The sequence below is a fragment of the Rubrivivax sp. A210 genome (assembly GCF_904426505.1).
Lineage (GTDB): Bacteria > Pseudomonadota > Gammaproteobacteria > Burkholderiales > Burkholderiaceae_C > Rubrivivax.
The window spans coordinates 72080-98468 of record NZ_CAJGBN010000008.1 but is presented as its reverse complement, the minus strand read 5'-3'; the positions used below and the strand labels follow the sequence as shown (position 1 = coordinate 98468).

The 26389-nt window shown below is 69.7% G+C and carries 25 protein-coding genes and 1 tRNA gene; 10 read left to right on the top strand and 16 right to left on the bottom strand.

Annotated features, from left to right (window positions below):
- The 3 genes from JMV16_RS07425 to JMV16_RS07415 form a co-directional block, all read left to right on the top strand.
- Positions 1–3095 (top strand): ATP-binding protein (locus JMV16_RS07425; protein WP_201493612.1); only part of this gene is annotated, 3095 nt, incomplete at its 5' end.
- Positions 3096–3213: 118 nt separating this feature from the next.
- Entirely contained in the window at positions 3214–3429 is a 216-nt protein-coding gene (locus JMV16_RS07420) for a hypothetical protein (RefSeq protein ID WP_201493611.1), read from the top strand.
- 34 nt (positions 3430–3463) lie between these two features.
- Positions 3464–4168 carry a PEP-CTERM sorting domain-containing protein gene (locus tag JMV16_RS07415; RefSeq protein ID WP_201493610.1) on the top strand — a complete coding sequence of 235 codons (705 nt, stop codon included), beginning with the start codon at positions 3464–3466 and terminating at the stop codon, positions 4166–4168.
- Positions 4169–4399: 231 nt separating this feature from the next.
- Here JMV16_RS07415 and JMV16_RS07410 read toward each other — a convergent pair whose 3' ends face one another.
- From JMV16_RS07410 to lgt, 8 genes are all read right to left on the bottom strand, one after another.
- On the bottom strand, positions 4400–5794 hold the full coding sequence (locus JMV16_RS07410; protein ID WP_201493609.1) for a restriction endonuclease subunit S: 1395 nt from the start codon (positions 5792–5794) through the stop codon (positions 4400–4402).
- A complete protein-coding gene (locus tag JMV16_RS07405; protein ID WP_201493608.1) occupies positions 5791–7248 on the bottom strand; it encodes an N-6 DNA methylase in 1458 nt (485 codons plus the stop codon). Before JMV16_RS07405 ends, JMV16_RS07410 begins: the two co-directional genes overlap by 4 nt.
- A gap of 1 nt (position 7249) precedes the next feature.
- Positions 7250–7681: a type II toxin-antitoxin system VapC family toxin gene (locus tag JMV16_RS07400; RefSeq protein ID WP_201493607.1), complete on the bottom strand. Its 432-nt coding sequence runs from the start codon at positions 7679–7681 to the stop codon at positions 7250–7252.
- Between the two features lie 2 nt (positions 7682–7683).
- Positions 7684–7998, bottom strand: a complete 315-nt coding sequence (locus JMV16_RS07395; RefSeq protein WP_201493606.1) for a type II toxin-antitoxin system Phd/YefM family antitoxin — start codon at positions 7996–7998, stop codon at positions 7684–7686.
- Positions 7999–8052: 54 nt separating this feature from the next.
- Complete coding sequence (gene hsdR / locus JMV16_RS07390) at positions 8053–11520, bottom strand: type I restriction-modification system endonuclease (RefSeq protein ID WP_201493605.1); 3468 nt, start codon at positions 11518–11520, stop codon at positions 8053–8055.
- A 246-nt stretch (positions 11521–11766) separates the two neighbouring features.
- Positions 11767–11841: transfer RNA gene (locus JMV16_RS07385), tRNA-Val, on the bottom strand.
- Positions 11842–11885: 44 nt separating this feature from the next.
- Positions 11886–12593: a DNA polymerase III subunit epsilon gene (gene dnaQ / locus JMV16_RS07380; RefSeq protein ID WP_201493604.1), complete on the bottom strand. Its 708-nt coding sequence runs from the start codon at positions 12591–12593 to the stop codon at positions 11886–11888.
- Positions 12594–12597: 4 nt separating this feature from the next.
- On the bottom strand, positions 12598–13398 hold the full coding sequence (gene lgt, locus JMV16_RS07375; protein ID WP_201493603.1) for a prolipoprotein diacylglyceryl transferase: 801 nt from the start codon (positions 13396–13398) through the stop codon (positions 12598–12600).
- Between the two features lie 125 nt (positions 13399–13523).
- Here lgt and ilvD point away from each other — a divergent pair, with 125 nt between their 5' ends.
- Positions 13524–15203 carry a dihydroxy-acid dehydratase gene (ilvD, locus tag JMV16_RS07370; RefSeq protein WP_201493602.1) on the top strand — a complete coding sequence of 560 codons (1680 nt, stop codon included), beginning with the start codon at positions 13524–13526 and terminating at the stop codon, positions 15201–15203.
- An 11-nt stretch (positions 15204–15214) separates the two neighbouring features.
- On the opposite strand, the gene JMV16_RS07365 is transcribed toward ilvD, so the two are convergent.
- Positions 15215–15562, bottom strand: a complete 348-nt coding sequence (locus tag JMV16_RS07365) for a TIGR04438 family Trp-rich protein (protein WP_201493601.1) — start codon at positions 15560–15562, stop codon at positions 15215–15217.
- Here JMV16_RS07365 and JMV16_RS07360 point away from each other — a divergent pair.
- Positions 15561–15896 carry a c-type cytochrome gene (locus JMV16_RS07360; protein WP_236580399.1) on the top strand — a complete coding sequence of 112 codons (336 nt, stop codon included), beginning with the start codon at positions 15561–15563 and terminating at the stop codon, positions 15894–15896. The two genes, JMV16_RS07365 and JMV16_RS07360, sit on opposite strands and share 2 nt — an antisense overlap.
- A 79-nt stretch (positions 15897–15975) precedes the next feature.
- On the opposite strand, the gene acs is transcribed toward JMV16_RS07360, so the two are convergent.
- A complete protein-coding gene (gene acs / locus JMV16_RS07355) occupies positions 15976–17952 on the bottom strand; it encodes an acetate--CoA ligase (RefSeq protein WP_201493600.1) in 1977 nt (658 codons plus the stop codon).
- A gap of 190 nt (positions 17953–18142) precedes the next feature.
- On the opposite strand from acs, the gene JMV16_RS07350 reads away from it, so the two are divergent.
- The 3 genes from JMV16_RS07350 to JMV16_RS07340 are packed head-to-tail and all read left to right on the top strand — an operon-like array spanning position 18143 to position 20925.
- Entirely contained in the window at positions 18143–18727 is a 585-nt protein-coding gene (locus tag JMV16_RS07350; RefSeq protein ID WP_201493599.1) for a TIGR00645 family protein, read from the top strand.
- A 16-nt stretch (positions 18728–18743) separates the two neighbouring features.
- Positions 18744–20270 (top strand): fumarate hydratase, encoded by a 1527-nt coding sequence (locus JMV16_RS07345; protein ID WP_201493598.1) that lies wholly within the window; start codon positions 18744–18746, stop codon positions 20268–20270.
- A gap of 31 nt (positions 20271–20301) precedes the next feature.
- Entirely contained in the window at positions 20302–20925 is a 624-nt protein-coding gene (locus JMV16_RS07340) for an L-threonylcarbamoyladenylate synthase (protein WP_201493597.1), read from the top strand.
- On the opposite strand, the gene JMV16_RS07335 is transcribed toward JMV16_RS07340, so the two are convergent.
- The 5 genes from JMV16_RS07335 to plsY are packed head-to-tail and all read right to left on the bottom strand — an operon-like array spanning position 20882 to position 24155.
- The gene (locus JMV16_RS07335) at positions 20882–21979 is read right to left on the bottom strand and encodes a GGDEF domain-containing protein (protein ID WP_201493596.1); all 1098 of its coding nucleotides are present in this window, start codon (positions 21977–21979) and stop codon (positions 20882–20884) included. The genes JMV16_RS07340 and JMV16_RS07335 overlap by 44 nt on opposite strands.
- Positions 21980–21990: 11 nt before the next feature.
- Positions 21991–22701, bottom strand: a complete 711-nt coding sequence (locus tag JMV16_RS07330) for a B12-binding domain-containing protein (RefSeq protein WP_201493595.1) — start codon at positions 22699–22701, stop codon at positions 21991–21993.
- Between the two features lie 6 nt (positions 22702–22707).
- Positions 22708–23106 (bottom strand): glutaredoxin family protein, encoded by a 399-nt coding sequence (locus JMV16_RS07325; protein WP_201493594.1) that lies wholly within the window; start codon positions 23104–23106, stop codon positions 22708–22710.
- 4 nt (positions 23107–23110) lie between these two features.
- Positions 23111–23455 (bottom strand): RidA family protein, encoded by a 345-nt coding sequence (locus tag JMV16_RS07320; protein ID WP_201493593.1) that lies wholly within the window; start codon positions 23453–23455, stop codon positions 23111–23113.
- Between the two features lies 1 nt (position 23456).
- A complete protein-coding gene (gene plsY / locus JMV16_RS07315) occupies positions 23457–24155 on the bottom strand; it encodes a glycerol-3-phosphate 1-O-acyltransferase PlsY (RefSeq protein WP_201493592.1) in 699 nt (232 codons plus the stop codon).
- Between the two features lie 138 nt (positions 24156–24293).
- Between plsY and JMV16_RS07310 the strand changes: the two genes are divergently transcribed.
- Together JMV16_RS07310 and JMV16_RS07305 are read left to right on the top strand one after the other, a co-directional pair.
- Positions 24294–25292, top strand: coding sequence for a tripartite tricarboxylate transporter substrate binding protein (locus JMV16_RS07310; RefSeq protein ID WP_201493591.1), 999 nt, complete (start codon positions 24294–24296; stop codon positions 25290–25292).
- A 14-nt stretch (positions 25293–25306) separates the two neighbouring features.
- Entirely contained in the window at positions 25307–25849 is a 543-nt protein-coding gene (locus tag JMV16_RS07305) for a carboxymuconolactone decarboxylase family protein (protein ID WP_201493590.1), read from the top strand.
- Positions 25850–25888: 39 nt separating this feature from the next.
- Here the strand turns inward: JMV16_RS07305 and ybaK are convergent, their stop codons facing one another.
- Positions 25889–26383, bottom strand: a complete 495-nt coding sequence (gene ybaK / locus JMV16_RS07300) for a Cys-tRNA(Pro) deacylase (protein ID WP_201493589.1) — start codon at positions 26381–26383, stop codon at positions 25889–25891.
- Between the last annotated feature and the right edge of the window lie 6 nt (positions 26384–26389).

The following is a 26389-nucleotide window of genomic DNA, read 5'->3' as shown; positions in this document are numbered from 1 at the left end:
TGGCGCACGAGGCCGCGGGCCGCCCCACCGCCGCGCTGGCGCGCATGGAAGTGCTGCTGGCCGACGAACCGCTGCAGGAGCAGGCCCACCGCGACGCCATGCGCCTGCATGCGGCCGCGGGCCGCCGCGAAGCCGCGCTGGCGCAGTACGAGCGCTGCCGCGCGCTGCTGGCGGCCGAACTCGGCCTGGCCCCGATGGCCGAGACCACGGCGCTGGCCGACGGCCTGCGGGCGCCGGCCGCAGCGCCCGCGGCCCTCGCCATCACCGCCAGCGTCACGCGCTGGCCGACCGAGCTGCCGCTGGTGGGCCGTGACGGCGAGCTCGCCGCGCTGCAAACCGCCTGGCAGCAAGGCCGCACGCTGCTGCTGGAAGGCGTGGCCGGCATCGGCAAAAGCCGCCTGGCGCGCGACTTCGCCGCCGCCCAGGGCCCCTATGCGCTGGCGCAGTGCCGGCGCAGCGACGCCGGCCTGCCCTACGCTTCGTTCGCGCGGCTGCTGCGCCGCCTGGCCGGGGCCAGGCTGAGCCGCGCCAACCTGGCCGACGCCGGCATCGCCGGCTGGGCGCTGGACACGCTGGCCTTGCTGCTGCCCGAGCTGGACCCGCGCCCCGCGGCGCGCGCCAGCCTGCAGGCGCCCGACCAGCAGCGCCTGGTGATGGAAGCCTGCGCCGCGGCCTGGCTGGCGCTGGCGCAAGACAGCTTCGACACCGTGATCGTCGATGACTGGCACTGGTGCGACGCCGCCAGCCGCGCCGTGCTGAGCCTGGTGGCCGAACGCCGTGCCGAATCCGGCCCCGCCCGCACGCCCGGCGCGCGTGAACTGCTGACCCTGCGCCCCGAGCTCGACGCCGCCGCACTGGCGGCGCGCCAGGCGCTGGTGGATGGCGGCGCCTTGCACCTGCGCCTGCCGGCCCTGGGCAGCGCGCAGGTCCACGACCTCGTGCGCCGTATATCGGGCGCCGCTGACCCGCTCCGCTTTGCCCGGCACCTGGAAGGCGCCACCGGCGGCAACCCCTTCTTCGTGGTCGAAACGCTGCGCCACTGGCAAGGCCTGCAATTGCTCAGCGTGGACAGCCGTGGTGTCTGGCAAACCCCCTTCGACGACGGCACGCGCGACTACGCCGAGCTGCCCGTGCCCGCCAGCGTGCGCGAAGCCGTGCTGGCGCGCGTGCAGCGCCTGCCCGAAGCCGCGCAGCGCCTGCTGGAAGCCGCGGCACTGGCCTCGGAGCCCTTCGCGCCCGCGCTGCTGGCGGGCGCCTGCGCGCTCAGCGAAGTGGAGGCGCTCGGCGCCATCGAGGACGCGGTGGCCGCGCAACTGCTGCGCGAGCGCGACAGCGGCTACGCCTTCGCGCACGACCTGGTGCAGGTGGCGCTGGACAGCCACCTCGGCGCCGAGCGCCGCCGCCTCGTCCACCGCCGCCTGGCGCTGGGCGCCCAGGCCGCCAGGCTGCCGCCGGCCCAGGTGGCGCAACATTGGGAGGCCGGCGGCGAGCCCCGGCGCGCGGTGGCCTACCGCATCGACGCGGCCGAGGCTGCGGCACGGCTGAGCAGCCACGAGGCCGCGCTGGCGCACTGGCAGGCCGCGCTGGACGACGGCCCCACGCTGGCCGAGCACGGCCGCGTGCTGCAAAGGCGCTGGCCGGTGCAGCGCGGCCGGGGCGACGCGGCGGCGCTGGCCGCGGCGGTGGCCGATTTCGACGCGCTGGCCCGGCAAGCGGGTCAGCAGGCGCAGCCGGGCGTGGCGCTGAAGGCGGCGCTGGAGGCGGCGTCCATCTGCAGCATCAGCCACCGCGCGGCCGAGGCGCTGCAACGCGTGGACGCCTGCCTCGCGCAGCCGGCGCTGCCGGCGCTGGACCAGGCGCGGGCGATGGAGGTGCGCAGCCTGGCGCTGTCGTCGCTGGGCCGCACCGACGAGGCCGCGCAGCTGGCGCGCGAGGCCCTGAACCGCTTCGCCGGCAGCCCCGAGCTGGACCCCATGCAGCAACTGCGGCTGCGCCACCAGCTCATGTTCAACCACTACATGCGCGGTGACGGGCCGGCCGCGCTGCGGGAGGCCCAGGCCTTGCTGCCTCTGGCCGAAGCGCTGGGCGCGCGCCACCTGGTGGCCAAGGCGCACTGCAACATCGGCGCCATGCGCGGCCTGTGCGGTGACCTCGAAGGCGCCCAGGCTGCCTTCCAGACCGCGCTGACGCAGGCGCGCGAACTGCGCCTGGTGGATCAGCAGCGCGAGGCCCTGCACGGCCTGGCCGACATGGATCTGCACCAGGGCCAGGCCGCACGCGCGCTGCAGCGTGCGCGGGAATCGGTGGCGCTGGCGCCGCACTTCTCGCGCCTGGGCAACGAGGTGGGCATAGGCGCGATGGCGTCGCAGGCGCTGTGCTTCCTGGGTGAACTGGGCGCGGCGCGCGACGAAGCCGAGCGCCTTTTTGCCTTGGCGTGCGGGGTGGACGAGCCGGCGCTCCTGGCCGACCTGGTGTCGATGGTGCTGGACCTGTACACCCTGGTCGGCGACGAGGCCGGCGCCGACCGCCTGATCAGCAGCGTGCTGGCGCGCGAGCTTGCCGGCGTGGCCCAGTACACCGTCAAGCTGGCCTTCAACCTCGTGCTCAATGCCACGCAGCGCGGCCAGGCCGCGCTGGCGCGCCGGCACTTCGCGCTCATCGGCCCGCCGTCCAGCGTGACCCAGCCCATCGATCGCCAGGGCGTGGCCCTGGCGCAGGCGCAGATCGCCCTGTGCGAGGCGCAGCCGGCCGCGGCCCTGCAAGCCCTGGCGCCCTGCCTGGGCGGCGTGCCCCATGCCCACACCTGGGCCTTGGTGTGTGCGGCCTGGCTGGCGGCCACACGCGGCCTGGGCCCCATTCCGGCGGCGGCCCTGGCCGCCGCCGACGCGGCACTGTCCAGCCCGGCCACGCCCGCCCTGACCCGGCTGCTGCTGCGCCGCGAGCGCCTGGCCGGCGCAGCTGGCGCGGGTGGGGCGTTGGCAGCGCGCCTGCGCGAGGAGCAGCGGGCCGATGTCGCGCGCCTGGCCCCCCGGCTGCAGGCCTGGCCGGCACTGCAACAAGGCTTCGAGCGCCGCTGGCAGCCCGCCTTGCCCTGAGCCCGCCGCAAGGGCCGCAAGGCCCGCAAGGGCCGGCGGCAGGCTGCGCCAGGCCCGGCCCGCGCGCCCGGCCGAGGCTTGCAACGCATTCGCAACGCCCTGCCGGCACAGTGGCCCCATGGTCACCGAGCCCGCCGAACCCGAACTGCAACTCACGCTGCAACTGCACCTGCGGCTGCGGCGCACGGGGCCGCTTTCGCAATGGTCGGCCGAGCTGTCTGCCGCGCCCGGCGCACCGCCGCTGCGCTTTGCCACGCTGCCGGCGCTGATCGGCTACATCGCGCGGCTGGACCGCATTGACGCGCCCCGCGGCGAACCGCCGGGCCTGCGCTGACCCCCTCTTTCACCACCACGACAGGAGCGCCCCCATGAAAGCCCGATTCTTCAAGCACATCACTCCGGCCATCACCCCGGCCATCACCGTGCTGGCAGGCTTGCTGTGCGCAGCCGCGCCGGCCCACGCCATCACCATCAGCGCCACGGCCACCGCGGCGAGCAGCCAGCCCGGCCCGGTGGCGTTGACGCAAGACCTGGTCAATGGCGATTTCACGATAGGCGCCAACCCTGCCGCCGGCCCGGGCCATGTCACCGGCGACGGCGTGGACGAGACCACGCGCTGGGCCTTCGACTTCACGGCCGATCCCGGCTACGCCGCCTTCATGGCCACCGGCGGCCTGGTGGAGGCGCGGCTGCGGCTGACGCTGAACACGCAGTTCTTCATCAACGGCGTGGGGCCCAGCACCGATGTGGCCTTGCCTTCCGACGGCGTGACCGGGCTGTTCCCGGCCTGGACCTTGCCCAGCTTCATCAACGGCGTGGCCGGCAACTACAACAGCGGCAGCATCGTCACCAGCCTGGTCTCCCAGGTGGGCATGAACCCGGCGGAACTGTTCAACTGGCTGTCATCGCACGGCGGCCTGTTTCCCATGCGCTATGCCGACGATGCCCTCGTCACCGCCGCCGATCTGACGCTGGTGTCGGCCCCGGTGCCCGAGCCGCATGCGACGCTGCTGATGCTGGCCGGCGCGGGCCTGCTGCTGGCGCGCCGCCGCCGCATGGGCCAGCCCGCCTAGGCGCCAGGGCGGCGCGTCCTTCGCAAGGCAGCAGGATCAAAGGCTTCCCCGCGGCGAAAGGGCCACCAGGGGGGTGGTTATCGGCATGGAGCGGGTGACCATCCACTGCCGGCGGGGCTGCTGGCCGCGGTTTGAACCCATTGGACGCGCATCACACCGGCCCGCCACCCGGCAATGCCAGCAGCTCGGCCTGCAAAGCCTTGAAGCTCTTCAGGCGGATGGATTCGATCTTCATGGCGTGTCCTGCACAGCGGCGGGCCGGCGCCCGCGGCGCGGGCCCGGGCGGGTGGGCCCGCCATTGTCGGCCGCAGCCCGGGCCAGCCGGGCCAGCAGTTCGGCGGCGGGTTCGTCGGCCGGGTCTTGCGGCACCAGTTCGCCGCGGAAGGCCTTGCTCAGCAACGACGGCGTCAGGCGGTCCACGGCGGTCTGGGCCTGGGTGAGGCGGGCTTGCAGGCGGTCGGCGAAGGCGAAGAGGGTTTCGACGCGGCGGACGATTTCGGTTTGCTCTTCAAGTGGCGGCACCACAAAAGCGAAGCTGAGAATCTGACCACCACTGATGTGCGGGATGCTCGAGCCGTTTTGCTTGCTGCTCAGGTGTTCAATGAACGCCGAACTTTGAAGCACCAAGTAGAGGAATGCCGAATGCAGCTGAGGTATCGGTCGAAAGCGGCAGACTCGTTGCACCAGTACCGCAGGCAGGTCCGATGCTCTGACCCGCGCGAGCTTGAGACCGGTGCTGATGATCGGGCGATCCATTGCCAGCACGACATCACCCTCACGCAGCATAAAGTGCGCGAGCTCAGCAAGCTTCTCGGCTGGGAAGCACTTTGCGTCGATCCATCTACAACGGCCCGGTTCAATGTTGTCGCCGCGTAGAAGTCTTACGCCTTCGTCTTCGAACTCGGCGCTCCTGAATGCGTATCCGACATCCAGTTCGCAGTGCGTTTTGAGCTCCCGCGGCGATGCCTGAGTCCAGTCATCGCCTCCGTGAATCCGAAAGTCCAAAGTCAACCGCCCCGACGTAGCGGCGGCGAGGACGGATTGGCGGAAGCGTTTGAGTAGCGGGGCGACACGGGCCAGGCGGTCGCGGCAGAAGTCCACGCGGGCGAGCACGGTGTCGAGTTTGTCGGCGATGCGTTGCTGCTCTGCCAGCGGAGCAAGTGGGACGCTGACATTGCGAATATCGTCCAGACCCAGGCCCGACTTCGTTCCACCACGGCTGACTTCGCGAAGCCGACGTTTTCCATCGGCTTCGGAGGCCAGGTACCAAGCGATGAACCGCTGATCGACACCAGGCAGTGAACGGGCCAACGCAATGTGCTGGTTGATATAGGCCTCGCCCAGTCCCTCCGGAACGAGCCCCACCATGCCCACTTCGGCGGTGATCGAGACCAGCAAGTCATTCGCCTTCAGGCGGGTCCGCTCACCCTCGGCGCCGGCTGGAGGTACCACGCGCTGGATGTCGCGGAGGTCCAGTCGGATCGTGTCGTGATCGAGGTTGCCGACGCGGATGAACGCTGCACCGGACTCAGCGTAGTGTTTGGCCCAACCGCGCGACCCGCTGGTCACCAGTTCAAAAACAGTGTTGCCCGTGGCCGGAACCCAACTCTCTGGCCAGTCGCTCACGACACCGCTTCCTCGCCCAATTCGGCCAGGATCGCCTCCAATTCCGCCAACGCCCCGTTCAACTCCTCCACCGCCTCCCGCGCCAACACCGCCGGCTCCGGCAAGTCCGCCGCGTCCTCCGCGCTGTCGTCCTTCAGCCAGCTGATGTCCAGGCTGTCGCCGCGCGCCTTCACCGCCTCGCGGCTGAAGCAGCGGAAGCGCCCGCCCTCGCCTTCGTCGGTGCGTGCACTGCGGCCGTTGGCATCGTCGCCATAGGCCGCCTCGAAGGCGCTGAAATGCTCGCGCGTCAGCGGCGTGCGCTTGCCGAACTTCGGCATGTTGGCGCGCAGGTCGTAGACCCACACTTCCTTCGTGCTGCCGGTGGCGGCCTCGCTCAGCTTCTGGAAGAACAGCACATTGGTCTTCACGCCCTGGGCGTAGAAGATGCCGGTGGGCAGGCGCAGGATGGTGTGCAGATTGCACTTGTCCATCAGGTCGCGCCGGATGTCGGCGCCCACGCCGGCCTCGAACAGCACGTTGTCGGGCAGCACCACCGCGGCGCGGCCGCCGTCCTTCAGGTGGCGCACGATGTGCTGCAAAAAGGCCAGTTGCTTGTTGCTGGTGGCGTAGGTGAGGTCGTCGCGCGTGGGGCCGCCGCCGCCCTTGGCCGTGCCGAAGGGCGGGTTGCTGAGAATGACGTCGGCCTTCGGCAGTGCACTGCCGGCGCTGCCCAGCGTGTTGCCCAGGTGTACCACGCCCTCGGCATCGCCTTCCATGCCGTGCAGCAGGCAGTTCATCAGCGCCAGGCGGCGCGTGCCGGTCACCAGCTCCATGCCCAGGTAGGCGCGGGTGCGCTGGAAGCGGCGCTGCTTTTCGCCCAGGTCATAGAGCTGGTCGGTGCGGGCCTTGATGTAGGTGTCGGCGGCGATCAAAAAGCCGGCCGTGCCGGCGGCCGGGTCCTGGAGGGTTTCGCCGGGCAGCGGCTTGACCCGCGCGATGATGCTGTCGATCAGCGGGCGCGGCGTGAAGTACTGGCCGGCGCCGCTCTTGGTTTCGCTGGCGTTCTTTTCCAGCAGGCCTTCGTACAGGTCACCCAGGCCGTCCTTGGCGGCGCTGAACCAGTCGATGCCGTCCAGGCTCTTGATCAGCTGTTCCAGGTGGCGCGCTTCCTTCAGGCTGGTCTGCGCGTCGGCGTAGATGGCGGCGATCAGCGGGTCTTCGCTTTCGCTCAGGCGCAGCAGCGCGGCGCGGTAGTGCTTGAGCAGGTTCAGCCCGCTCAGCGCCGACAGCGTGGACCAGCGCGCGTACTCGGGCAGCTTGTGCTCGGCCAGGATGCCGCTGGCCCGGTTCTCGTGCTCCATCTTGATGAACAGCAGCAGCACCAGCTCGGCCACGTAGTCGCTGTAGTTGATGCCGTCGTCACGCAGCACGTCGCAGAGGTTCCAGAGTTTCTGGACGATGTCGTTGGGGGTCATCTCAGTCCTGGAACCAGTTGGCCAGTTGAAGGCCGGGCAGGCCTTTGAAGTCGCGCGTGTTGCGGGTGACCAGGGTCAGGCCGTGGGTGATGGCGACGGCTGCAATGTGTGCGTCGGGCTCGGGCAGGATGCGGCCCTTCGCAGCCAGTTGCGCACGCAGTTCAGCATGCTTGCGCGCCGTGGCTTCGGTGTAGGGCAGCTTGGGCAGGCCGCCCGCCACGCTGCGCACGAAGTGGGTCAAACCGTCACGGCGGCGCCCCGTGGGCAGGCGCAAGACGCCAAACCAAAGCTCATGCCAAACGACCGCCGCAAGCGCGCACGCCGAGGCTTCGTGGGTGAAACGTTGCACCACTTGCGCAGACGGCTGCGCGCGGCCCAATTCGGAAATGGTGTTGGTGTCCAGAAGCCAGAGCAGGCCGTCGTGAGCGGCCATGCTCAGGGCTCTTCAGGGTCGGCAATGTCGTCCGTCCAAGTCACCGGGCGAGGCGGTGTGCGGTCTCGCACATCGGCCCAAGGGTCAGGCTCGTCCTTCCAGGCCTCGAACTCCTTGGCATGTTGGGTACGCCACTCCAACCAGCGCGCGAATGGGCCGTCGGCCTTGCTCTGCAGCCGCTGGTACTGCGCCACCGACATCAACACCCCGGCCGGTTCACCCCGGCGGCTGATGTAGACCGGCTCTTCACGCACTTCCAGCTTCTTGAGCGTTTCGGCCAGATGCGCGCGGACTTCGCTGTAGGGGATGCTGTCCATGGGCCGCCCTTGCTTTGAGTTGTACGTTTCAATTGTACAACTGCAAGGCGGCGTTCAGGCCTGGCTGGGCCACAGGTGGGCGGCCAGGTCGTGCATCACGGGGGCCAGTTCGCCGCCCAGCAGCTTGTCCAGCCGCCGGGCGCCGCCGTCTAGCTCAAAGGCCTGGTTCACGAAGGCGGGGTCGATCACCACTTCCAGCACGAGCTGCCGGGCCAGGCGGTCCAGCCACTTGCGCTGCACCGGCGTCCAGGGCTTCATGGCGTAGATGCGCAGCATGGCCTGGGCCACGCGCTGCTCGAAGGGCAGCAGCGCCTCGCCCAGCGCCGCCTGGCGGATGTAGCCGATGATGCTGGCGGCGATGTCGGCGTGGCGGGTGTGGCGCCAGGCGGCCTTGAGCCTGGCCTCGCTGAAGCCATGGGCGTCCAGCAGCAGGCGCACCTCGCGCAGCTGGTCGCGCGTCAAATCCTTGGGCGCGTTGACCACCACGGCCAGGGCGGCCGACTGGTTGATCTGCTCGCGCACGAAGCGGCCAAAGCTGTCCAGGTAGTCCTCGGGCCGGGTGTGCTGGCCCCAGCTCTGTTCGCGGGCCAGCAGTTCATCGGCGTGCGTTGACAGGATGGGCCTGTAGGCCGAGCCCATCAGCGCCTGCACCTCCACCAGTTGCGTCAGCAGCCGGGTGCTGTGCCGCAAGTAATCAGCCGCGCCCTGCGGCCCCAGGCCGTGCAGATGCCGGTGCAGCTGGGCCGGGTGTACGCCCCATTGCTGTTCCAGTTCGTCCAGCCGGGCCTGCAGCGGGGGCCGCTTGGCGGCCTCGTGCCCGGCGCGGCGCAGCACGCGCATCAGCTTCTGGTTCAACTGGTCCAGCACCTCGTGGGCGTGCGTTCTGCCCTGGGCGCTGCCGGGGGCCGCAAAGCTGGCCGGGTTGTTCAGCTCGTCGATCAGCTGTTCCAGCGTGACGTTCGAATCCTTCACCAGCGGGCGCATGGTGTTCACGGCCTGCAGCGTGGCGTAGATGTCCACCGGGTCGTAGATCTTGAAGACCGTCTTGCCGATCTCGTCGCAGCGCCGCGTGGCGCGGCCGATCATCTGCTCGTACAGGATGCGGCTGCGCACGCGCCGCAGAAACACCAGGTGGCAGATGGTGGGCACGTCGATGCCCGTGCTCAGCAGGTCCACGGTGATGGCAATGCTGGGCAGGCGTTCGTTCTTGAACTGGCGGATGAGCTGGTCCACCTTGTCCGAGGCGCCGGTTATCTTGCGCACCGCGGCTTCGTTGTACTGCTCGTCGTACCTGGCCTTGAAGGCGGTGTCGAGCAGGCGCTTGACCATGTCGGCATGGGCATCGGTGGCGCAGAAGATCAGCGCCTTCTCTTCGCCGAAGGGGTCCAGTTCCTCGGCCAGCTGCTCGCAGATGACGCGGTTGAAGTCTTCGTTGATGACGCGCTTGTTGAAGCTCTCGACCTGGAAATCAAGCTCGTCGTCCAGTTCGGCGGCTTCCAGCTCGCCCGTGGCCAGGTTCAGCGCCTCCACCGTCTCGCCCTTGGCGAAGTGGATGCCGTGGCGGCTGAGCAGGGTCTGGTAGCGGATGGGCGGCTCGTGGTCGATCAGCCAGTCGTCGGCCACGGCCTCGCGGTAGGAATAGGTAAAGACCGGCTTGCCGAAGATCTCGGAGGTGTGGCGGGCCGGCGTGGCGGTCAGGCCCACGCGCACGGCATCGAAGTAGTCCAGCACGCGGCGGTAGCTGGACAGGTACTGCGCGTGGTCGCGCAGAGCCAGCTCGCCTTCGGTCATCTGCTGGTCGAGCGCATAGCCGCGGTGGGCCTCGTCCACGATGATGCAGTCGTAGGCATCCACGGGCGGCGGGGTGTCGCTGCCGAACACGCGCCTGACCATGGCCTGCACCGTGGCCACCTGCACGCGGGTCTCGGCCGCGGCGGCCATGTCGCCCAGCTCGGCCACGTTGTAGATCTTGCTGAGCGGCTGGTTCTGCTCCAGCGGCGCTTCGTCGAAAACGTCCTGCGCCTGCGCGCCCAGCGCCGTGCGGTCCACCAGAAACAGGATGCGGCGAAAGCGTTCGGCCTTGAGCAGGCGGTACATCAGGCCGATGATGGTGCGCGTCTTGCCCGTGCCGGTGGCCATGGCCAGCAGGCAGGTGCCGCGGCCTTCGGCAAGCGCGGCCTCCACCGCCGCGATGGCCTTGATCTGGTAGTCGCGCAGGCGCAGGTAGCCGTAGCTGTCTTGCTGCAGCTTTTGCCCGGCGGCTTCCCGGCTGCGTGTCAGCAGGTCCAGCAGGCCCTGGGGTGAGTGGAAGCCGGCCAGGGCGCGGGCGGTGTGCGAAGGCGCCCTGGCGTCGCGAAACCAGGTGCCGCTCAGCTCAGCCAATTGCTTGACGAAGGGGCGGCCGTTGCTGGAGTAGACGAAGGGCAGCTGGAAGAGCCCGCCCTGGCCATCGGGCCAGGGGCCGTCGCGCCCTGCCACCTGCCAGGCCGGGTTCATGCCTTCTGCCACCACCAGGCCGCGCGCATAGCGTTCGGCCTGGACGATCTTGCCGGACACGTTGATGTTCTTGCGCTTGGCTTCCACGGCCGCGACGGGGGTGAGGCCGGCGAACAGCACGTAGTCCGCCGCCTGCTGGCCCTGGGTCGGCCACTCGGCAATGGCCTTGTTGCGGCCGCGCTCGGGGCGTGCGCCGCGGGCGTGGCTGATCTTCACCGTGTCGGCGTCCCAGCCGGCTGCTATGAGTTGCAGGTCGATCAGCTGGCGCGTGCCGGCCTCGTCCAGCAATACCGACTTGGCGGCCTCGGCCGCGCGCTGGCTGAAGCGGGCCAGGTCATCGGCGTTGGCGCGCCGGCCGATGTCCTCGAGCTGGGCATCGAACTGGGCCTGCAGCCGCGCGGCGCGATCACCGGCTTCCTCGGCCAGCACGCGGTAGATGGCGACCTCTTCCTGCGCCTGCAGCGCCATGGCGCGTTCTTGTTCTGCCTGCGCGCTGTGCAGCGCCGCCATCTCCACTTGAGCGGCCTGGGCCGCCTGCGCATCCTGCAGCCGGGTGTTGAGCTGGCCGATCTGCTGCTGCAGGGTCAGCAGCTTCTGGCTTGGATCGTCCGGCAGCACAAACGGCCCCGGCTTGAAGCCCGGCGTGCCGCCGAAGCTGCGGTGGTACCACACGGCGATCTCGCGCGCCACCTTCAGCGCGCCCAGGCCCTCGCGGTAGGAGATGCCGTGGTCGGCCTGGTGCGCGGCCTGGTTGCCGGTGCGCCGCAGCAGCTGGAACAGCTGCCTGACCTGGGCGTCCATGCCCAGGCGCGCATCCACGGCGCGCAGCAGCTCGGCCTGGGTGGGCTGGACCAGGCTGATGCCCAGGCGTGCGGCGATGTCCTGCGTGATGGCTTCGGCCAGCAGCCGAAGCTTGAGCACGCAGCTGGCCGGGTCAAAGGGAAACAGGCGCTCGGCCGTGGCGCCCAGATCGGCCAGCAAAGGCGAGTGCTCGGCCAGGAAGGCGAAGTTGCCCGGCGTGCTCATCCCTGTTTCCGCGTGCCCATGGCTTGTTGGTATGGCAGGACAGAAGTCCCTGCGGTGGAATGTAAAGGCTGCGGGGGCGCCCGCATGGGCAGGCTGGCCGCCCCAGCGCAGAGCCCTCGAAAGCCTTGGCCGCCGCCGTTGGTTGCACCAGCGCCTTGCCCCAGCGCCTTGCACCGGGCCCGCCGATGGGCCCGTTGCGCCCAAAGAAAAAGCCCTGCAAGCTGTTGAACTTGCAGGGCTTTTGTCTGGTGGGCGGTGCAGGGTTCGAACCTGCGACCCCTGCCGTGTGAAGGCAGTGCTCTACCGCTGAGCTAACCGCCCGGAATCTGTTTACCGATCCGGTGAGCCAAAGATTATGCCATGACTCACGCGGCCTCCAAGCGGCGCCACAAGGTCTTGCCGCCGCTGGCCTTGTCGATCTCGGCCAGCAGGGCCTGGTGCGCCTGCTCTTCCTCGGCGCTGGCGGCCAGCACCGGCAGCGCGATGGAACCCAGGTCGATGGCCTCGACGGCCGCCGGGCCGCGCGAAGCTTCTTCGCTGTCGATGACCAGCGATTTCTGGCCGCGCGTCATGCGCAGGTAGACCTCGGCCAGCAGGCCGGCGTCGAGCAGGGCGCCGTGCAGTTCGCGCTGGCTGTTGTCGACCTCGAGCCGCTTGCACAGCGCGTCCAACGAGTTGCTCTTGCCGGGGAAGGTCTCGCGCGCCAGCGTCAGGCTGTCGGTGATGCGCGCGACTTGCCCGGCCAGGCGGCCGCGGCCCAGGCGGGCGAGTTCGGCGTCGATGAAGCCGACGTCGAAGGCGGCGTTGTGGATCACGATCTCGGCGCCGGCCAGGTAGGCCAGCAACTCGTCGGCAATGTCGGCGAAAAGCGGCTTGTCGGCCAGGAACTCGTCGGTGATGCCGTGGACGCGCAGCGCGTCGGGGTGGCTGCTGCGCTGCGGGTTGACGTAGCGGTGCAGGTTCACGCCGGTGGCCCGGCGGTCGATCATCTCGATGCAGCCGATCTCGATCAGGCGGTCGCCCTGGTCGGGGTTGAGGCCGGTGGTCTCGGTGTCGAGGAAGATCTGTCTCATGGCCTCATGCTACCCGGCTGCGCCCGAACCAGGCCCAGAGCGCGGCGCCGCCGAAGATCATCGGCAGGCACAGCCATTGGCCCATGCTCATGCCCAGGGCCAGCACGCCCAGGAAGGCATCGGGCTCGCGGAAGTACTCGGCCACGAAGCGCAGCACGCCGTAGCCGGCCACGAAGGCCGCCGCCACCTGGCCGGTGGCGCGTTCACGCCGCGCGTACAGCCACAGCAGGGCAAACAGCAGCAGGCCTTCAAGCGCGAACTGGTAGAGCTGCGAGGGGTGGCGCGGCAGCGCGCTGCCGCTCTGCGGAAACACCATCGCCCAGGGCAGCGCCGGGTCGGCCGCGCGACCCCACAACTCGCCGTTGATGAAGTTGCCGATGCGGCCCGCCGCAAGGCCGGTGGGCACGCAGGGCGCCACCACGTCCATCACCTGCAGGAAGGAGCGCTTGCGCGCCCGCGCGAACCAGGCCATCGCCGCCGTGACGCCGATCAAGCCGCCGTGGAAGGACATGCCGCCCTTCCACACCATCAGGATGTCCAGCGGATGGGCCAGGTAGTCGCCCGGCTTGTAGAACAGCGCATAGCCGATGCGCCCGCCCAGCACCACGCCCAGCACGCCGTAGAACAGCATGTCCTCGATGTCGCGCCGCGTCCAGCCGGCGGCGGCGTAATGCGGCAGGCGCACGCGGCGTGCGCCCAACCAGAGAAAAAGGCCGAAGGCGGCCAGGTAGGTAAGCCCGTACCAGTGGATGCGCAAGGGCCCGAGGGCCAGGGCGACGGGGTCGAACTGCGGATGCACGAGCATCGATGGGCTCCGGGCTGGGACAGCCGCCATTGTGTACGGCGCCTGCCGCGTCCCCGACGCCTGCTGTACCGACGGCGCCTTCGGCGGGCTGGCTAAACTCCCGGCTGCTCACCAAGGATGCCCCGATGACCACCAGCAACCGCCGCTCGAAGAACATCACCGAAGGCGTGGCCCGCGCGCCCAACCGCAGCATGTACTACGCCATGGGCTATACCGAGGGCGACTTCGGCAAGCCCATGATCGGCGTGGCCAACGGGCACAGCACCATCACGCCCTGCAACTCGGGGCTGCAGAAGCTGGCCGATGCGGCGGTGGATGCGCTCGAGGCAGCCGGCGCCAACCCGCAGATCTTCGGCACGCCCACGATTTCCGACGGGATGGCGATGGGCACCGAGGGCATGAAGTACAGCCTGGTCAGCCGCGAGGTCATCTCCGACTGCGTGGAAACCTGCGTCGGCGGCCAGTGGATGGACGGCGTGCTCGTCATCGGCGGCTGCGACAAGAACATGCCCGGCGGCATGATGGGCATGCTGCGCGCCAATGTGCCGGCCATCTACGTCTACGGCGGCACCATCCTGCCGGGCCGCTACAAGGACCAGGATCTCAACATCGTCAGCGTCTTCGAGGCCGTGGGCCAGTTCAGCGCCGGCAAGATGAGCGAGGAAGACTTCTGCCAGATCGAGCGGCGCGCCATCCCCGGCAGCGGCAGCTGCGGCGGCATGTACACCGCCAACACCATGAGCAGCGCCTTCGAGGCCCTGGGCATGAGCCTGCCCTTTGCCAGCACCATGGCCAATGTCGAAGACCCCATCGTCGCCCACACCGCAGCCGCGGCGCGGGCGCTGGTGGACGCAGTGAAGGCCGACCTGAAGCCGCGCGACATCGTCACCAAGAAGGCGATCGAGAACGCCGTGGCGGTGATCATGGCCACCGGCGGCAGCACCAATGCCGTGCTGCACTTCCTGGCCATCGCCCACGCGGCCGAGGTGCCGTGGACCATCGACGACTTCGAGCGCGTGCGCCGCAAGGTGCCGGTGCTGTGCGATCTCAAGCCCAGCGGGCGCTACCTGGCCATCGACCTGCACCGCGCCGGCGGCATCCCGGCGGTGATGAAGGAGTTGCTCGACGCCGGCCTCATCCACGGCGACTGCATCACCATCACCGGCAAGACCGTGGCCGAGAACCTGGCCGGCCTGGCGCCGCTGCGCAAGGATCAGGACGTGATCCGCCCGGTGACCAAGCCGATCTATGCCGAGGGCCACCTGGCCATCCTCAAGGGCAATCTCAGCCCCGAGGGCTGCGTGGCCAAGATCACCGGGCTCAAGAACCCGGTCATCACCGGCCCGGCGCGCGTGTTCGACGACGAGCAGAGCGCGCTGGCCGCCATCATGGCCGGCAAGATCGTCGCCGGCGACGTGATGGTGCTGCGCTACCTGGGCCCCAAGGGCGGCCCCGGCATGCCGGAGATGCTGGCGCCCACCGGCGCGCTGATCGGCCAGGGGCTGGGCGAGAGCGTGGGCCTGATCACCGACGGCCGCTTCTCGGGCGGCACCTGGGGCATGGTGGTCGGCCATGTCGCGCCCGAGGCCTACGCGGGCGGCCTGATCGCGCTGGTACACGAGGGCGACACCATCACCATCGACGCCCACCGCCTGCTGCTGCAGCTGGATGTGGCCGAGGCCGAGATCGCGCGCCGCCGCGCCGCCTGGGTGCAGCCGGGCCCGCGCTACACGCGCGGCGTGCTGGCGAAGTTTGCCAAGAACGCTTCCAGCGCCAGCCGCGGCGCGGTGCTGGACGGTGACTGATCCGGCCGGGCTCAGAGCCGCGGATCGCGCCGCGGCGGCTCGGGCGGCCGGGTGTCGGCCTGGGTCGGATCGGCCGAGGACGCGGTGCGGGCCTTGGCCTCGCGCACCTTGGTTACCTGCTTTTGGTGCCGCGTGTTGAGGCCCAGCGCCTCGAGAGCGCGGTCGCGCCGCTCTTCCTTGCGCTTTTCCATCTTCTCGATCGCACGACGCTTGGTCAGGCCGCTGCCGTCGGCGAACTCCCACCACACGATGGCCAGGCCGAAGGGCAGCAGCACGCCCCACCAGGGCCAGTTGGCAAAGGGGCCGAACTCGGCGACCTTGAGCCCCACCAGCAGCAATCCGAGCACGACCATGGGCATGACGACGATCTCTCCTGGCGGCAATGTAGCGCAAGCGGCCATGGCGCTGCTGCTGCTGATCCTGACCGCCGCGGGCCCTGCCCGGGCCAACCCCGAACTGGCGCGCGAGCGCAACTGCCTGAACTGCCACGGCCTGGACCGCAAGATCGTCGGCCCCGCGTTCAAGGATGTGGCGGCGCGCTATGCCGGCAAGCCCGGCGCCGAGCCGCTGCTGGCGAAGAAGATCATCCAGGGCGGCGGCGGTGGCTGGGGCCCGGTGCCGATGGCGGCCAACCCCCGCGTGTCGCAAGACGAGGCGCGGCGGCTGGCGGCCTGGGTGCTGACGGTCAAGTAAAGGAAAAGGCCCGGCCTGCAGGCGTGCAGGCCGGGCCTTCGATGTGTGGGCAGCGCGCTCTTGCGCGCCGCGCGCCCCGTCAGTTGGCTTGCGTCAGCTGATCCAGGATGGCCGGGTTCTCCAGCGTGCTGGTGTCCTGGGTGATGGCCTCGCCCTTGGCGATGCTGCGCAGCAGGCGGCGCATGATCTTGCCGCTGCGCGTCTTGGGCAGGTTGTCGCCGAAGCGGATGTCCTTGGGCTTGGCGATGGGGCCGATTTCCTTGGCGACCCAGTTGCGCAGCTCGGTGGCAATCTTCTTGGCTTCGTCGCCGGTGGGGCGGCTGCGCTTGAGCACGACGAAGGCGCAGATGGCCTCGCCGGTGGTGTCGTCGGGGCGGCCCACCACGGCGGCCTCGGCCACCAGGTCGGTGCAGCTGACGAGGGCGCTCTCGATCTCCATCGTGCCCATGCGGTGACCGGAGACGTTGAGCACGTCGTCGATGCGGCCGGTGATGGTGAAGTAGGTGGTCTTGGCGTCGCGGATGGCGCCGTCGCCAGCCAGGTAGTAGCCCTTCAGCTCGGGCGGGTAGTAGCTCTTGACGAAGCGGTCGCCGTCGCCCCAGATGGTGCGGATCATGCTGGGCCAGGGCTTCTTGATGACCAGGATGCCGCCGCTGCCGTGGGGCACGTCGGCGCCGGTCTCATCGACGATGGCCGCGGTGATGCCCGGGAAGGGCAGCGTACACGAGCCCGGCACCATGGGCGTGGCGCCCGGCATCGGGGTGATGACGTGGCCGCCGGTCTCGGTCTGCCAGAAGGTGTCGACGATGGGGCAGCGGCCGCCGCCCACATGCAGGTAATACCACTCCCAGGCGGCCGGGTTGATGGGCTCGCCCACCGAGCCCAGGATGCGCAGGCTGGACAGATCGCTCTTGTTCGGGTGCACCGCGGCATTGCCTTCGGCCGCCTTGATGAGCGAGCGGATGGCGGTGGGCGCGGTGTAGAAGATGCTGACCTTGTGCTTTTCGATGGTCTTCCAGAAGCGCGCCGCGTCGGGGTAGGTGGGCACGCCCTCGAACACGATCTCGGTGCCGCCCAGGGCCAGCGGGCCGTAGGTGATGTAGCTGTGGCCGGTGACCCAGCCGATGTCGGCGGTGCACCAGAACACGTCGTCGGGCTTGAGGTCGAAGGTCCAGGCCGTGGTCAGCGCCGCATGCAGCAGGTAGCCGCCGGTGCTGTGCTGCACGCCCTTGGGCTTGCCGGTGGAGCCGCTGGTGTAAAGCAGGAACAGCGGATGCTCGGCGCCCACCCATTCGGGCTCGCAGGTGGTGCTCTGGCCGGCCAGCTCTTCGTGCAGCCAGCGGTCGCGCGCCGGGTTCCAGGCGATGTTGCCGCCGGTGCGCTTGAAGACGATGACGTTCTGGATGGTCTCGCAGCCGCCCAGGCCGATGGCCTCGTCGACGATGGCCTTCAGCGGCAGGCTCTTGCCGCCGCGCAGCTGCTCGTCGGCGGTGATGATCATCACCGCGCCGGCGTCCTGCACGCGGTCGCGCACGCTCTGGGCGCTGAAGCCGCCGAAGACCACCGAGTGGATGGCGCCGATGCGGGCACAGGCCTGCATCGCGGCCACGCCTTCGACGCTCATGCTCATGTAGATGACGACGCGGTCACCCTTCTTGACGCCGCGCGCCTTCAGCGCGTTGGCGAACTGGCTCACCTTGGCCAGCAGCTCGGCGTAGCTGACCTTGGTCACGGCGCCGTCGTCGGCCTCGAAGATGATGGCCGTCTTGTCGCCCAGGCCGCGCTCGACGTTGCGGTCGAGGCAGTTGTAACTGACGTTGAGCGTGCCGTCCTCGAACCACTTGAAGAAAGGCGCGTTGCTGCTGTCGAGCACCTTGGTGAAGGGCGTCTTCCAGGTCACGAACTCGCGCGCCAGGCGCGCCCAGTAGCCCTCGTAGTCACGGTCGGCCTCGGCGCACAGGGCGTCGTAGGCGGCCATGCCCGACACGCGGGCGCCGGCCACCAGCGAGGCGGGCGGTTCGTGTGTCTTCAACTCGGTTGCTTGATCCTGGGCCATGTTTGTCTCCTGCGATGCGGATTTAGGGGGCGGTCTGAGAGCGCGAAAGCTAAGGGTCCGCTCTGACGGACCCCTTACGGTAGCGTGCGACTGCGCCATGGTGCGGCATCTACAATTTCCCGGCCAGGGCTTTTCCCCCTGCCCCAGCCTGGGCCCCGACCCCCTCCACACCGAACCGCATCGAAGGCGCATGAACCCAACTCCCCTGCCCGGCCTTTTGCCCCGGTTGATCTTCTCCAGCCGCTGGCTGCAGGTGCCGCTGTACCTGGGCCTGATCGTGGCGCAGTGCGTCTACGTGGTGCATTTCTGGGTCGAGCTGGTCCACCTGGTCGAGGCTGCCTTCGGCAACACCGCGGCGCTGGCCAAGTTGGTGAGCAGCATCGGCTACAAGAGCGACGCCGCCGTCACCTCGCTCAACGAAACCATCATCATGCTGGTGGTGCTGGCGCTGATCGACGTGGTGATGATCAGCAACCTGCTCATCATGGTCATCGTCGGCGGCTACGAGACCTTCGTCTCGCGCCTCAACCTCGAAGGCCACCCCGACCAGCCGGAATGGCTGAGCCACGTCAACGCCTCGGTGCTCAAGGTCAAGCTGGCCACCGCCATCATCGGCATCAGCTCGATCCACCTGCTCAAGACATTCATCAACGCCGCCAACTACGAGGAAAAGGTGCTGCTGTGGCAGACCCTGATCCACATCGCCTTCCTGCTCTCGGCGATGGCCATCGCCGTCACCGACCGCCTGATGGCGCCCAGCAAGCCGCACGACTGACACCGGAGCCCGCCCCATGACCACCACCATCCGCCAGGCCGACCTCGTCGAGACCGTCGCCGCCGCCCTGCAGTACATCAGCTACTACCACCCGGCCGACTACATCGCCCACCTGGCGCGCGCCTACGAGCGCGAGCAGAGCCCGGCGGCCAAGGATGCCATCGCGCAAATCCTCACCAACAGCCGCATGTGCGCCGAGGGCCGCCGGCCCATCTGCCAGGACACCGGCATCGTCAACGTCTTCCTCAAGATCGGCATGGACGTGCGCTTCGAGGGCTTCTCGGGCTCGCTGGAAGACGCCATCAACGAGGGCGTGCGCCGCGGCTATCTCGACGGCGACAACAAGCTGCGCGCCTCGGTGCTGTCCGACCCCATCTTCGAGCGCAAGAACACCAAGGACAACACGCCGGCAGTGATCCACATGACGGTGGTGCCGGGCGACAAGCTCGATGTCACGGTGGCGGCCAAGGGCGGCGGCAGCGAGAACAAGAGCAAGTTCATCATGATGAACCCGAGCGACAACCTGGTCGACTGGGTCATGAAGACCGTGCCCACCATGGGCGCCGGCTGGTGTCCGCCGGGCATGCTGGGCATTGGCGTGGGCGGCACGGCCGAGAAGGCCATGTTGCTGGCCAAGGAAGTGCTGATGGACCCGGTGGACATGTACGAGCTGCTGGCCCGCGGCCCGGCCAACAAGCTGGAAGAGTTGCGCATCGAGCTCTACGAGAAGGTCAACGCGCTGGGCATTGGCGCGCAGGGCCTGGGCGGCCTGACCACGGTGCTCGACGTCAAGATCGCCACCTACCCCACGCACGCCGCCAGCAAGCCGGTGGCGATGATCCCCAACTGCGCCGCCACCCGCCACGCCCATGTGGTGCTCGACGGTTCGGGCCCGGCCTACCTCGAAGCGCCGAGCCTCGACCTGTGGCCCGACGTGAACTGGGCGCCCGACTACAACAAGTCGAAGAAGGTCGACCTCAACACGCTCACGCGCGAGCAGGTGGCGAGCTGGAAGCCGGGCGACACCCTGCTGCTCAACGGCAAGATGCTGACCGGCCGCGACGCCGCCCACAAGCGCATCCAGGACATGCTGGCCAAGGGCGAAAAGCTGCCGGTGGACTTCACCAACCGCGTCATCTACTACGTCGGCCCGGTCGACCCGGTGCGCGACGAGGTCGTCGGCCCGGCCGGCCCCACCACGGCCACGCGCATGGACAAGTTCACCGAGATGATGCTGGCCCAGACCGGCCTCATCAGCATGGTCGGCAAGGCCGAGCGCGGCCCCGCCGCCATCGAGGCCATCCGCAAGCACAAGAGCGCCTACCTGATGGCCGTGGGCGGCGCCGCCTACCTGGTGGCCAAGGCCATCAAGGGCGCCAAGGTGGTGGGCTTTGCCGATCTCGGCATGGAAGCCATCTACGAGTTCGACGTGGCCGACATGCCGGTGACGGTGGCGGTGGACGCCGCGGGCGTGAGCGTCCACAACACCGGCCCGGCCGAGTGGCAGGGCCGCATCGGCAAGATTCCGGTCGCCACGGCCTGACGAGCAAGCACCTGAGGGAGGCCCCGGCCCGGTGTCGCAGTTCTTCGAAGTCCACCCGCAGAACCCGCAGCCCCGCCTGCTCAAGCAGGCGGCGCAGATCCTGCAGGCCGGCGGCGTGGCCGCCGTGCCCACCGACAGCAGCTATGCGCTGGTGTGCCGGCTCGACGACAAGGCCGCGGCCGAGGCGCTGCGGCGCATCCGCCAGGTGGACGAGAAGCACCACCTGACGCTGTTGTGCAAGGACCTGAGCGAGCTCGCCAGCTACGCCCGCGTCGACAACCGCCAGTACCGCCTGCTCAAGCTGGGCACGCCGGGGCCCTACACCTTCATCCTCGAGGCCACGAAAGAGGTGCCGCGGCGCCTGTCCCACCCCAGCCGCCGCACCATAGGCCTGCGCGTGCCCGAGCACCGGGTGACGCAGGAACTGCTGGCCCTCTTCGGCGAACCGCTGCTGGCGACGACGCTGATCCCGCCCGGCGAGACCGAACCGCTGAACGACGCGGCCGAGATCCGCGACCGCTTCCAGAAGCTGGTGCAGGCGGTGGTCGACGCGGGCGCCTGCCCGCTCGAGCCGACGACGATCATCGATTTCAGCGGCGACGAGCCGCAGCTCATCCGCCAGGGGCGCGGGCCGTTGGCGCGGCTGGGTCTGTAGGCGGAAGTCCCCGCGCCAAGCCGGCGCTGCCCGCGCGGGCCTTGCCCACCGCCCGCACCACACGGTTGCGGCCGGCAGCCTTGGCCCGGTACATGGCCTGGTCGGCCCGGCGCAGCAGCGATTCAGCGCTCTCGCCACGCGTCAGGGCCGCCACGCCCACACTGGCCGTCACATGCTCGGGCAGGCCCTCGATGTCGAGCCGGGCCACCGCCTCGCGCAGGCGTTCTGCAATGCACATGGCGGCGCCGATGGCGGTCTGCGGCAGCACCAGCAACAGTTCCTCGCCGCCCAGGCGGATCGCCACATCGACCCGGCGGATGCCGGCCAGGAGGAGGCGGCACACCTGAACCAGCGCCCGGTCGCCGGTGGCATGGCCCCAGACGTCGTTGATGCGCTTGAAGTGGTCCAGATCGAACTCCACCACCGAAAGCGGCGCGGGATGGCGGCGCGTGCGCTCGATCTCGCGCGCCAATTCGTCCTCCAGCGCGCGCCGGTTGAGCAGCCCGGTGAGGGGATCGGTGCGGGCCAGGCGGTCGATCTCGGCGTTGGCCTGTGCCAGTTCGTCATTGCGGAGCTGCAGTTCGCGCACCGTGCGCTCCAGCGCGAAGCCCTGGCGCGCCAGTTCGCGGGTGACGGTCGAGAGCTCGTTGTTCCGCCGCACCAGTTCGTCCCGCAGCAGGGCTTCGTGCCGCACCGTACACACGCCACTCAGGGTGAGGCCCGACGGGCCGACATCCACCACGCCGCGAACCGTGTAGGGATGGCCGCAGGCATCGAGCAGGTTGAGCAGGCGAGGGCCATGGTGCGACGGCGGCTGCGCCAGCAGGGCCATCAGCCAGGCCGCGTCGGCTGGGGCCGCGAGTTCGCCCAGCATGAGGCCGATCTGCCAGGGGGCGGCGGGGCCGTCCGCAGCCATGGCCGCCGCATTGGTGGCGACCAGGCGGCCCAGGGCATCGGTGCGCCACTGGACGATCTCGGGCGCCTGCCGCATCAGCTCGAGCAGGCTGTCGCAATCGGCCACAGCCGGGCTGGCGCCCCATTCAAACTCAGGCATGGCCGCTGCTGCTACCGCCCGCCGGCGACCAGGCGGAGGCTCGCCGGTGCCTCGGTGACCAGCGTGCGTGCCGCCGTTACTGCGGCGCGCAGGTCGGGGGCCCAGGCATCGGCGCGGGCGGCACGCGCCGCGCGTTCACCGTCGAGGCGGCGGAAGGCGCCGCCGCCCACGAGCGTGGGGGGCGCGTCGGCTCCCTGGCGCTGGCGCAAGGCGTCGATGAGGACGGCCACCCGGCCCAGATTGGCTGGCATCGTGCAGGAGATGCCCAGCACCTGAGGGCGGAAATCATGGACGCAGCGCATCACATCGGCCGCCGGCACATCCGAGCCGAGGAAGCGCACGTTCCAGCCATCGGACTCCAGCGCGTCGGCCACCATGTGGGCGCCAAGCTGGTGGTGTTCACCTTCGATGCCCGTCAGCAACAGGCGGCCATGCTGGGTCGGCGGCCGCACCAGCCAGGCGTAAAGGCGCACGACGACGAACTGGGTGATCGCCGTGGCCACATGTTCGGCGGCCACCGAGACCCTTCCCGTCTCCCAGAGGCGCCCGATCTCGTCAAGGGCCGGTTGCAGCAGGCCGGTATGCACGTCAAGGACGTCGGCGCCTTCACGCACCGGCGCCAGCGCGGCCTCGAGCGCCGCATCCCTGTCGCCGGCCAGTAGTGCGGCCAGGTAGGCGGCCAGAGTGTCACCCGGCGCCCGAGATGCGTACAGCTTGTGCATACCCCGCTACTTCGGCAAGTCAAATCCTGACTTGAGGCTGAACCGCGGCGGCTGCTGCAACACGGCAAGCAGGCGCTGCGGGTCGAAGCCCACCACCACGCTGCCACGCACCAGCATCAGGGGCGTGCCGGGCGCGCGGCTGGCCTCGAACTGGGCGCGGCAGGCCGGGTCGCGCTCGATGACGCACTCGCTGAACGGGATGCCGTGCTCCGCAAACCACCGCCGGGCAAGCACACAGATGCCGCAGGTTTCGGACGCCAGCATGCGAATGTCGCCCGGCCGCGCCAGCGCCGCCAACTCGACCGCGGTGGCGTTGCGCCGGTGGCCGGCCCACCACTGGCTGGCGCCGCCCACGGCCAGCACCAGCAGCGCCAGCACCAGCCATTCGCGCGGCGTCGTCTTCAAGGCTTCAGAGCGCCGCGGTCACCACCATCTCGACCAGCCACTCCGGCTTGGCCAGGTCGGCCTTGACGGTGGCCCGCGGCGGCGCGGCGCCGGCCGGTAGCCAGGCTTCCCAGACGGCGTTGAGCGCCGGAAAGTCGGCCAGGTCCTTGATGAAGATCTGCACGCGCAGCAGCTTGCTCTTGTCGCTGCCGGCGCGCGCCAGCAGGGCGTCGATGGCGGCCAGCACCTGGCGCGTCTGGCCGGTGATGTCCTGGCTGCCGTCGGCGGCCACCTGGCCGGCCAGGTAGCAGACGCCGTTGTGGACGGCCATCTCGGAAAGGCGGGCGCCGACGTCGAATCGTTGAACCATGTCAGTGGTGTCCCTTGCGGTGCTTGGAGTGGTGATGAGAATGGGTGTGGCCGTGGTGGGCGGGCGCGGCCTTGGGCGGCGGCGCCGCGGCGGCCTTCTGGCCCAGCTTGCTTTCGGTGCCGGCCAACAGCTTGCGGATATTGCCCTCGTGGCGCCAGATCAGCAGCAGGCTCATCGGCACCAGGGCCAGCACCAGCGGCTCCAGGCCCCAGATCAGGGCCTGGTAGAAGGGCGCGAAGAGGGCCGCCACCAGCGAGGCGAGCGAGGAATAGCGGAAGAAGGCGGCGATGATGATCCAGGTGAGCAGCGTCGCCGCGCCCAGCCAGGGGTTGATGGCCAGCAGCGCGCCGGCCGCCGTGGCCACGCCCTTGCCGCCCTGGAAGCGGAAGAACACCGGCCACAGATGGCCCACAAAAGCGGCCAGGCCCACGAAGGCCGCGGCCGTCTCGCCGACGCCATAGGCCGGCCCCCAGAGCAAGACCGCCAGCACCGGCAGATAGCCCTTGAGCGCGTCCAGCGCCAGCGTGGCCACGGCGGCGGCGCGATTGCCCGAGCGCAGCACATTGGTGGCCCCGGGGTTGCCCGAGCCGTAGCTGCGCGGATCGGCCAGGCCCATCAGGCGGCTGACGATGACGGCAAAGGACAGCGAGCCGATCAGGTAGCCGGCAAGCACGGCGGCGGCGTTGGCGAGGATGTTCATGGCCGGACGAGTTTAAGTCGGCGCGGCGCCGCGGCGGCGGTGACGGTGCTGGGGCGGCCCCGTGTTTTCCTGGGCCGGAGGCCGGCAGGCGCGCGGGCACACTGGCCCGCGTCACCACCCACAGAACAAGGCCTGCCCATGCTTCGCCATTCCAGCCACCCCTGGCAGCGCCTTGCCGCCAGCGCCTTGCTCGGCCTGTCAGCCCTGCTGCCCGCCGCATCGGTCCTGGCCCAGGCCTGGCCGACCAAGCAGCCCATCAAGCTGGTGGCCGTGTTCCCGCCCGGCGGCTCGGTCGACCAGGTGGCGCGCATCCTGGCGCCGGTGCTGCAGCAGCAACTGGGCCAGGCGGTGGTGGTCGACAACAAGGGCGGGGCCTCGGGCTCCATCGGCACGGCCGCCGTGGCCGCCGCGCCGCCCGACGGCTACACCTTCGCCGTGGTCTTCGACACCCACGGCGTCAACCCCAGCCTGCAGGCCAGCCTGCCCTTCGACACACGCAAGGACCTGGCCGCGGTGGCGCTGATCGGCAAGGGCGCCATGGTGCTCACCACCTTTGCCGATTCGCCCTACAAGAGCTTTGCCGACGTGGTGAAAACGGCCAAGGGCGGCAGCGCGAAAAGCATAGGCTACGGCAGCATAGGCTCGGGCAGCCTGGGCCACCTGGCCATCACGCTGATGGCCCAGGGCGGCGGCCTGGCGCTGGACCATGTGCCTTACCGCGGCGGCGGCCCACTGATGAACGACGCCATCGCCGGCCATGTGCCGCTGGCCATAGGCTCGGTCTTCCTGTCCAAGCCCCACATCGACAGCAAGCGCCTGCGCGCCCTGGCCGTCACCACCAGCCGCCGCAGCGCCAACCTGCCGGAGGTGCCGACCATTGCCGAGAACGGCTACGCCGGCTTCGACGCGCCCGCCTGGTGGGCCGTGCTGGCGCCGGCGAAGACGCCGCCGGAGATCGTCAAGCGCATGAATGAGGAGATCAACAAGGCGCTGCAACAAGGCGAGGTGGCGCAGAAGCTGGCGGCCCAGGGCATTGAGGTCGCGGCCGACACCACGGCGGCGGCCCAGGCCTTCATCGAGGGCCAGATCGAGACCTGGGCCAAGGTCGTCAAGGCCAGCGGCATCAAGACCGATTGAGAAGGCGCAAAGCCATGGCCCACCTGCCCTATGCCGATCTCGCCCACCCCGAGGCCGCGCCGCTGGTCGAGCGCATCGTGGCCGAGCGCGGCAGCGTGCTGCACCTGTACCAGATGCTGCTGCACAGCCCGCCGCTGGCCGAGGGCTGGCTCGGCTTTCTGACGAATGTCCGCCAGCGCCTGCAACTGGCCGGCGGGCTGCGCGAGCTGGTCATCATGCGCATCGCCCATCTCAACGGCGCGCCCTATGAAGCCCAGCAGCACGCGCCCATCGCGATCCAGGAAGGCCTGAGCCCCGCCCAGCTGGCCGCGCTGGCCGACTGGCGTGCAGCTGCAGCGCTTTTCAGCCCGCTGCAACAGGCGGCGCTGGCCCTGGCCGACACGATGACGCGCGAGATCCAGGTGCCGCGGGTGCAGATCGAGGCCTTGCGCGCGCTGCTGGGCGAACGCGAAGTGGTGGAGCTGGTGGGCACCATTGCCGCCTACAACATGGTGTCGCGGTTTCTGGAAGCGCTGGACATCCATGCCGACGACGCGCGGCCCGAGACCGCGCCCTGATCGATTCGGCAGCCGGACGCTGGAGAACGCAGGCGGGCTTCAGCCCGCCAGTGCGCAATGCACCGGCTTGGCGCCCAGCAGCGCCACCAGCACCTGCGGCGCCATGCCCACGAGAAAGCCGCGCCGGCCGCCATTGATGCAGATGCGCGGCAGATCAAGCACCGAGGCCTCCACGTAGACCGGGATGGCCTTGCGCAGGCCGAAGGGCGAGGTGCCACCCACCAGGTAGCCGCTGTGGCGCTGGGCGACCTCGGGCTTGCAGGGCTCCACGCTCTTGGCGCCGATCTCGCGCGCCAGGTTCTTGGTGCTGACCTGGCGGTCACCGTGCATCAGCACGATGAGGGGTTGGGCCTTCTCGTCCTGCATCACCAGGGTCTTGACGACCGCGTGCTCGGGCACGCCCAGCTGGCGCGCGCTCTCGGCCGTGCCGCCGTGGTCCACGTAGTCGTAAGGGTGCTCGCTGTAGGCGATGCCGGCCGCGCGCAGCATCTGCGTGGCCGGCGTCTCGCTGACGTGCTTGTCCTTCTTCGCCATGCCGGC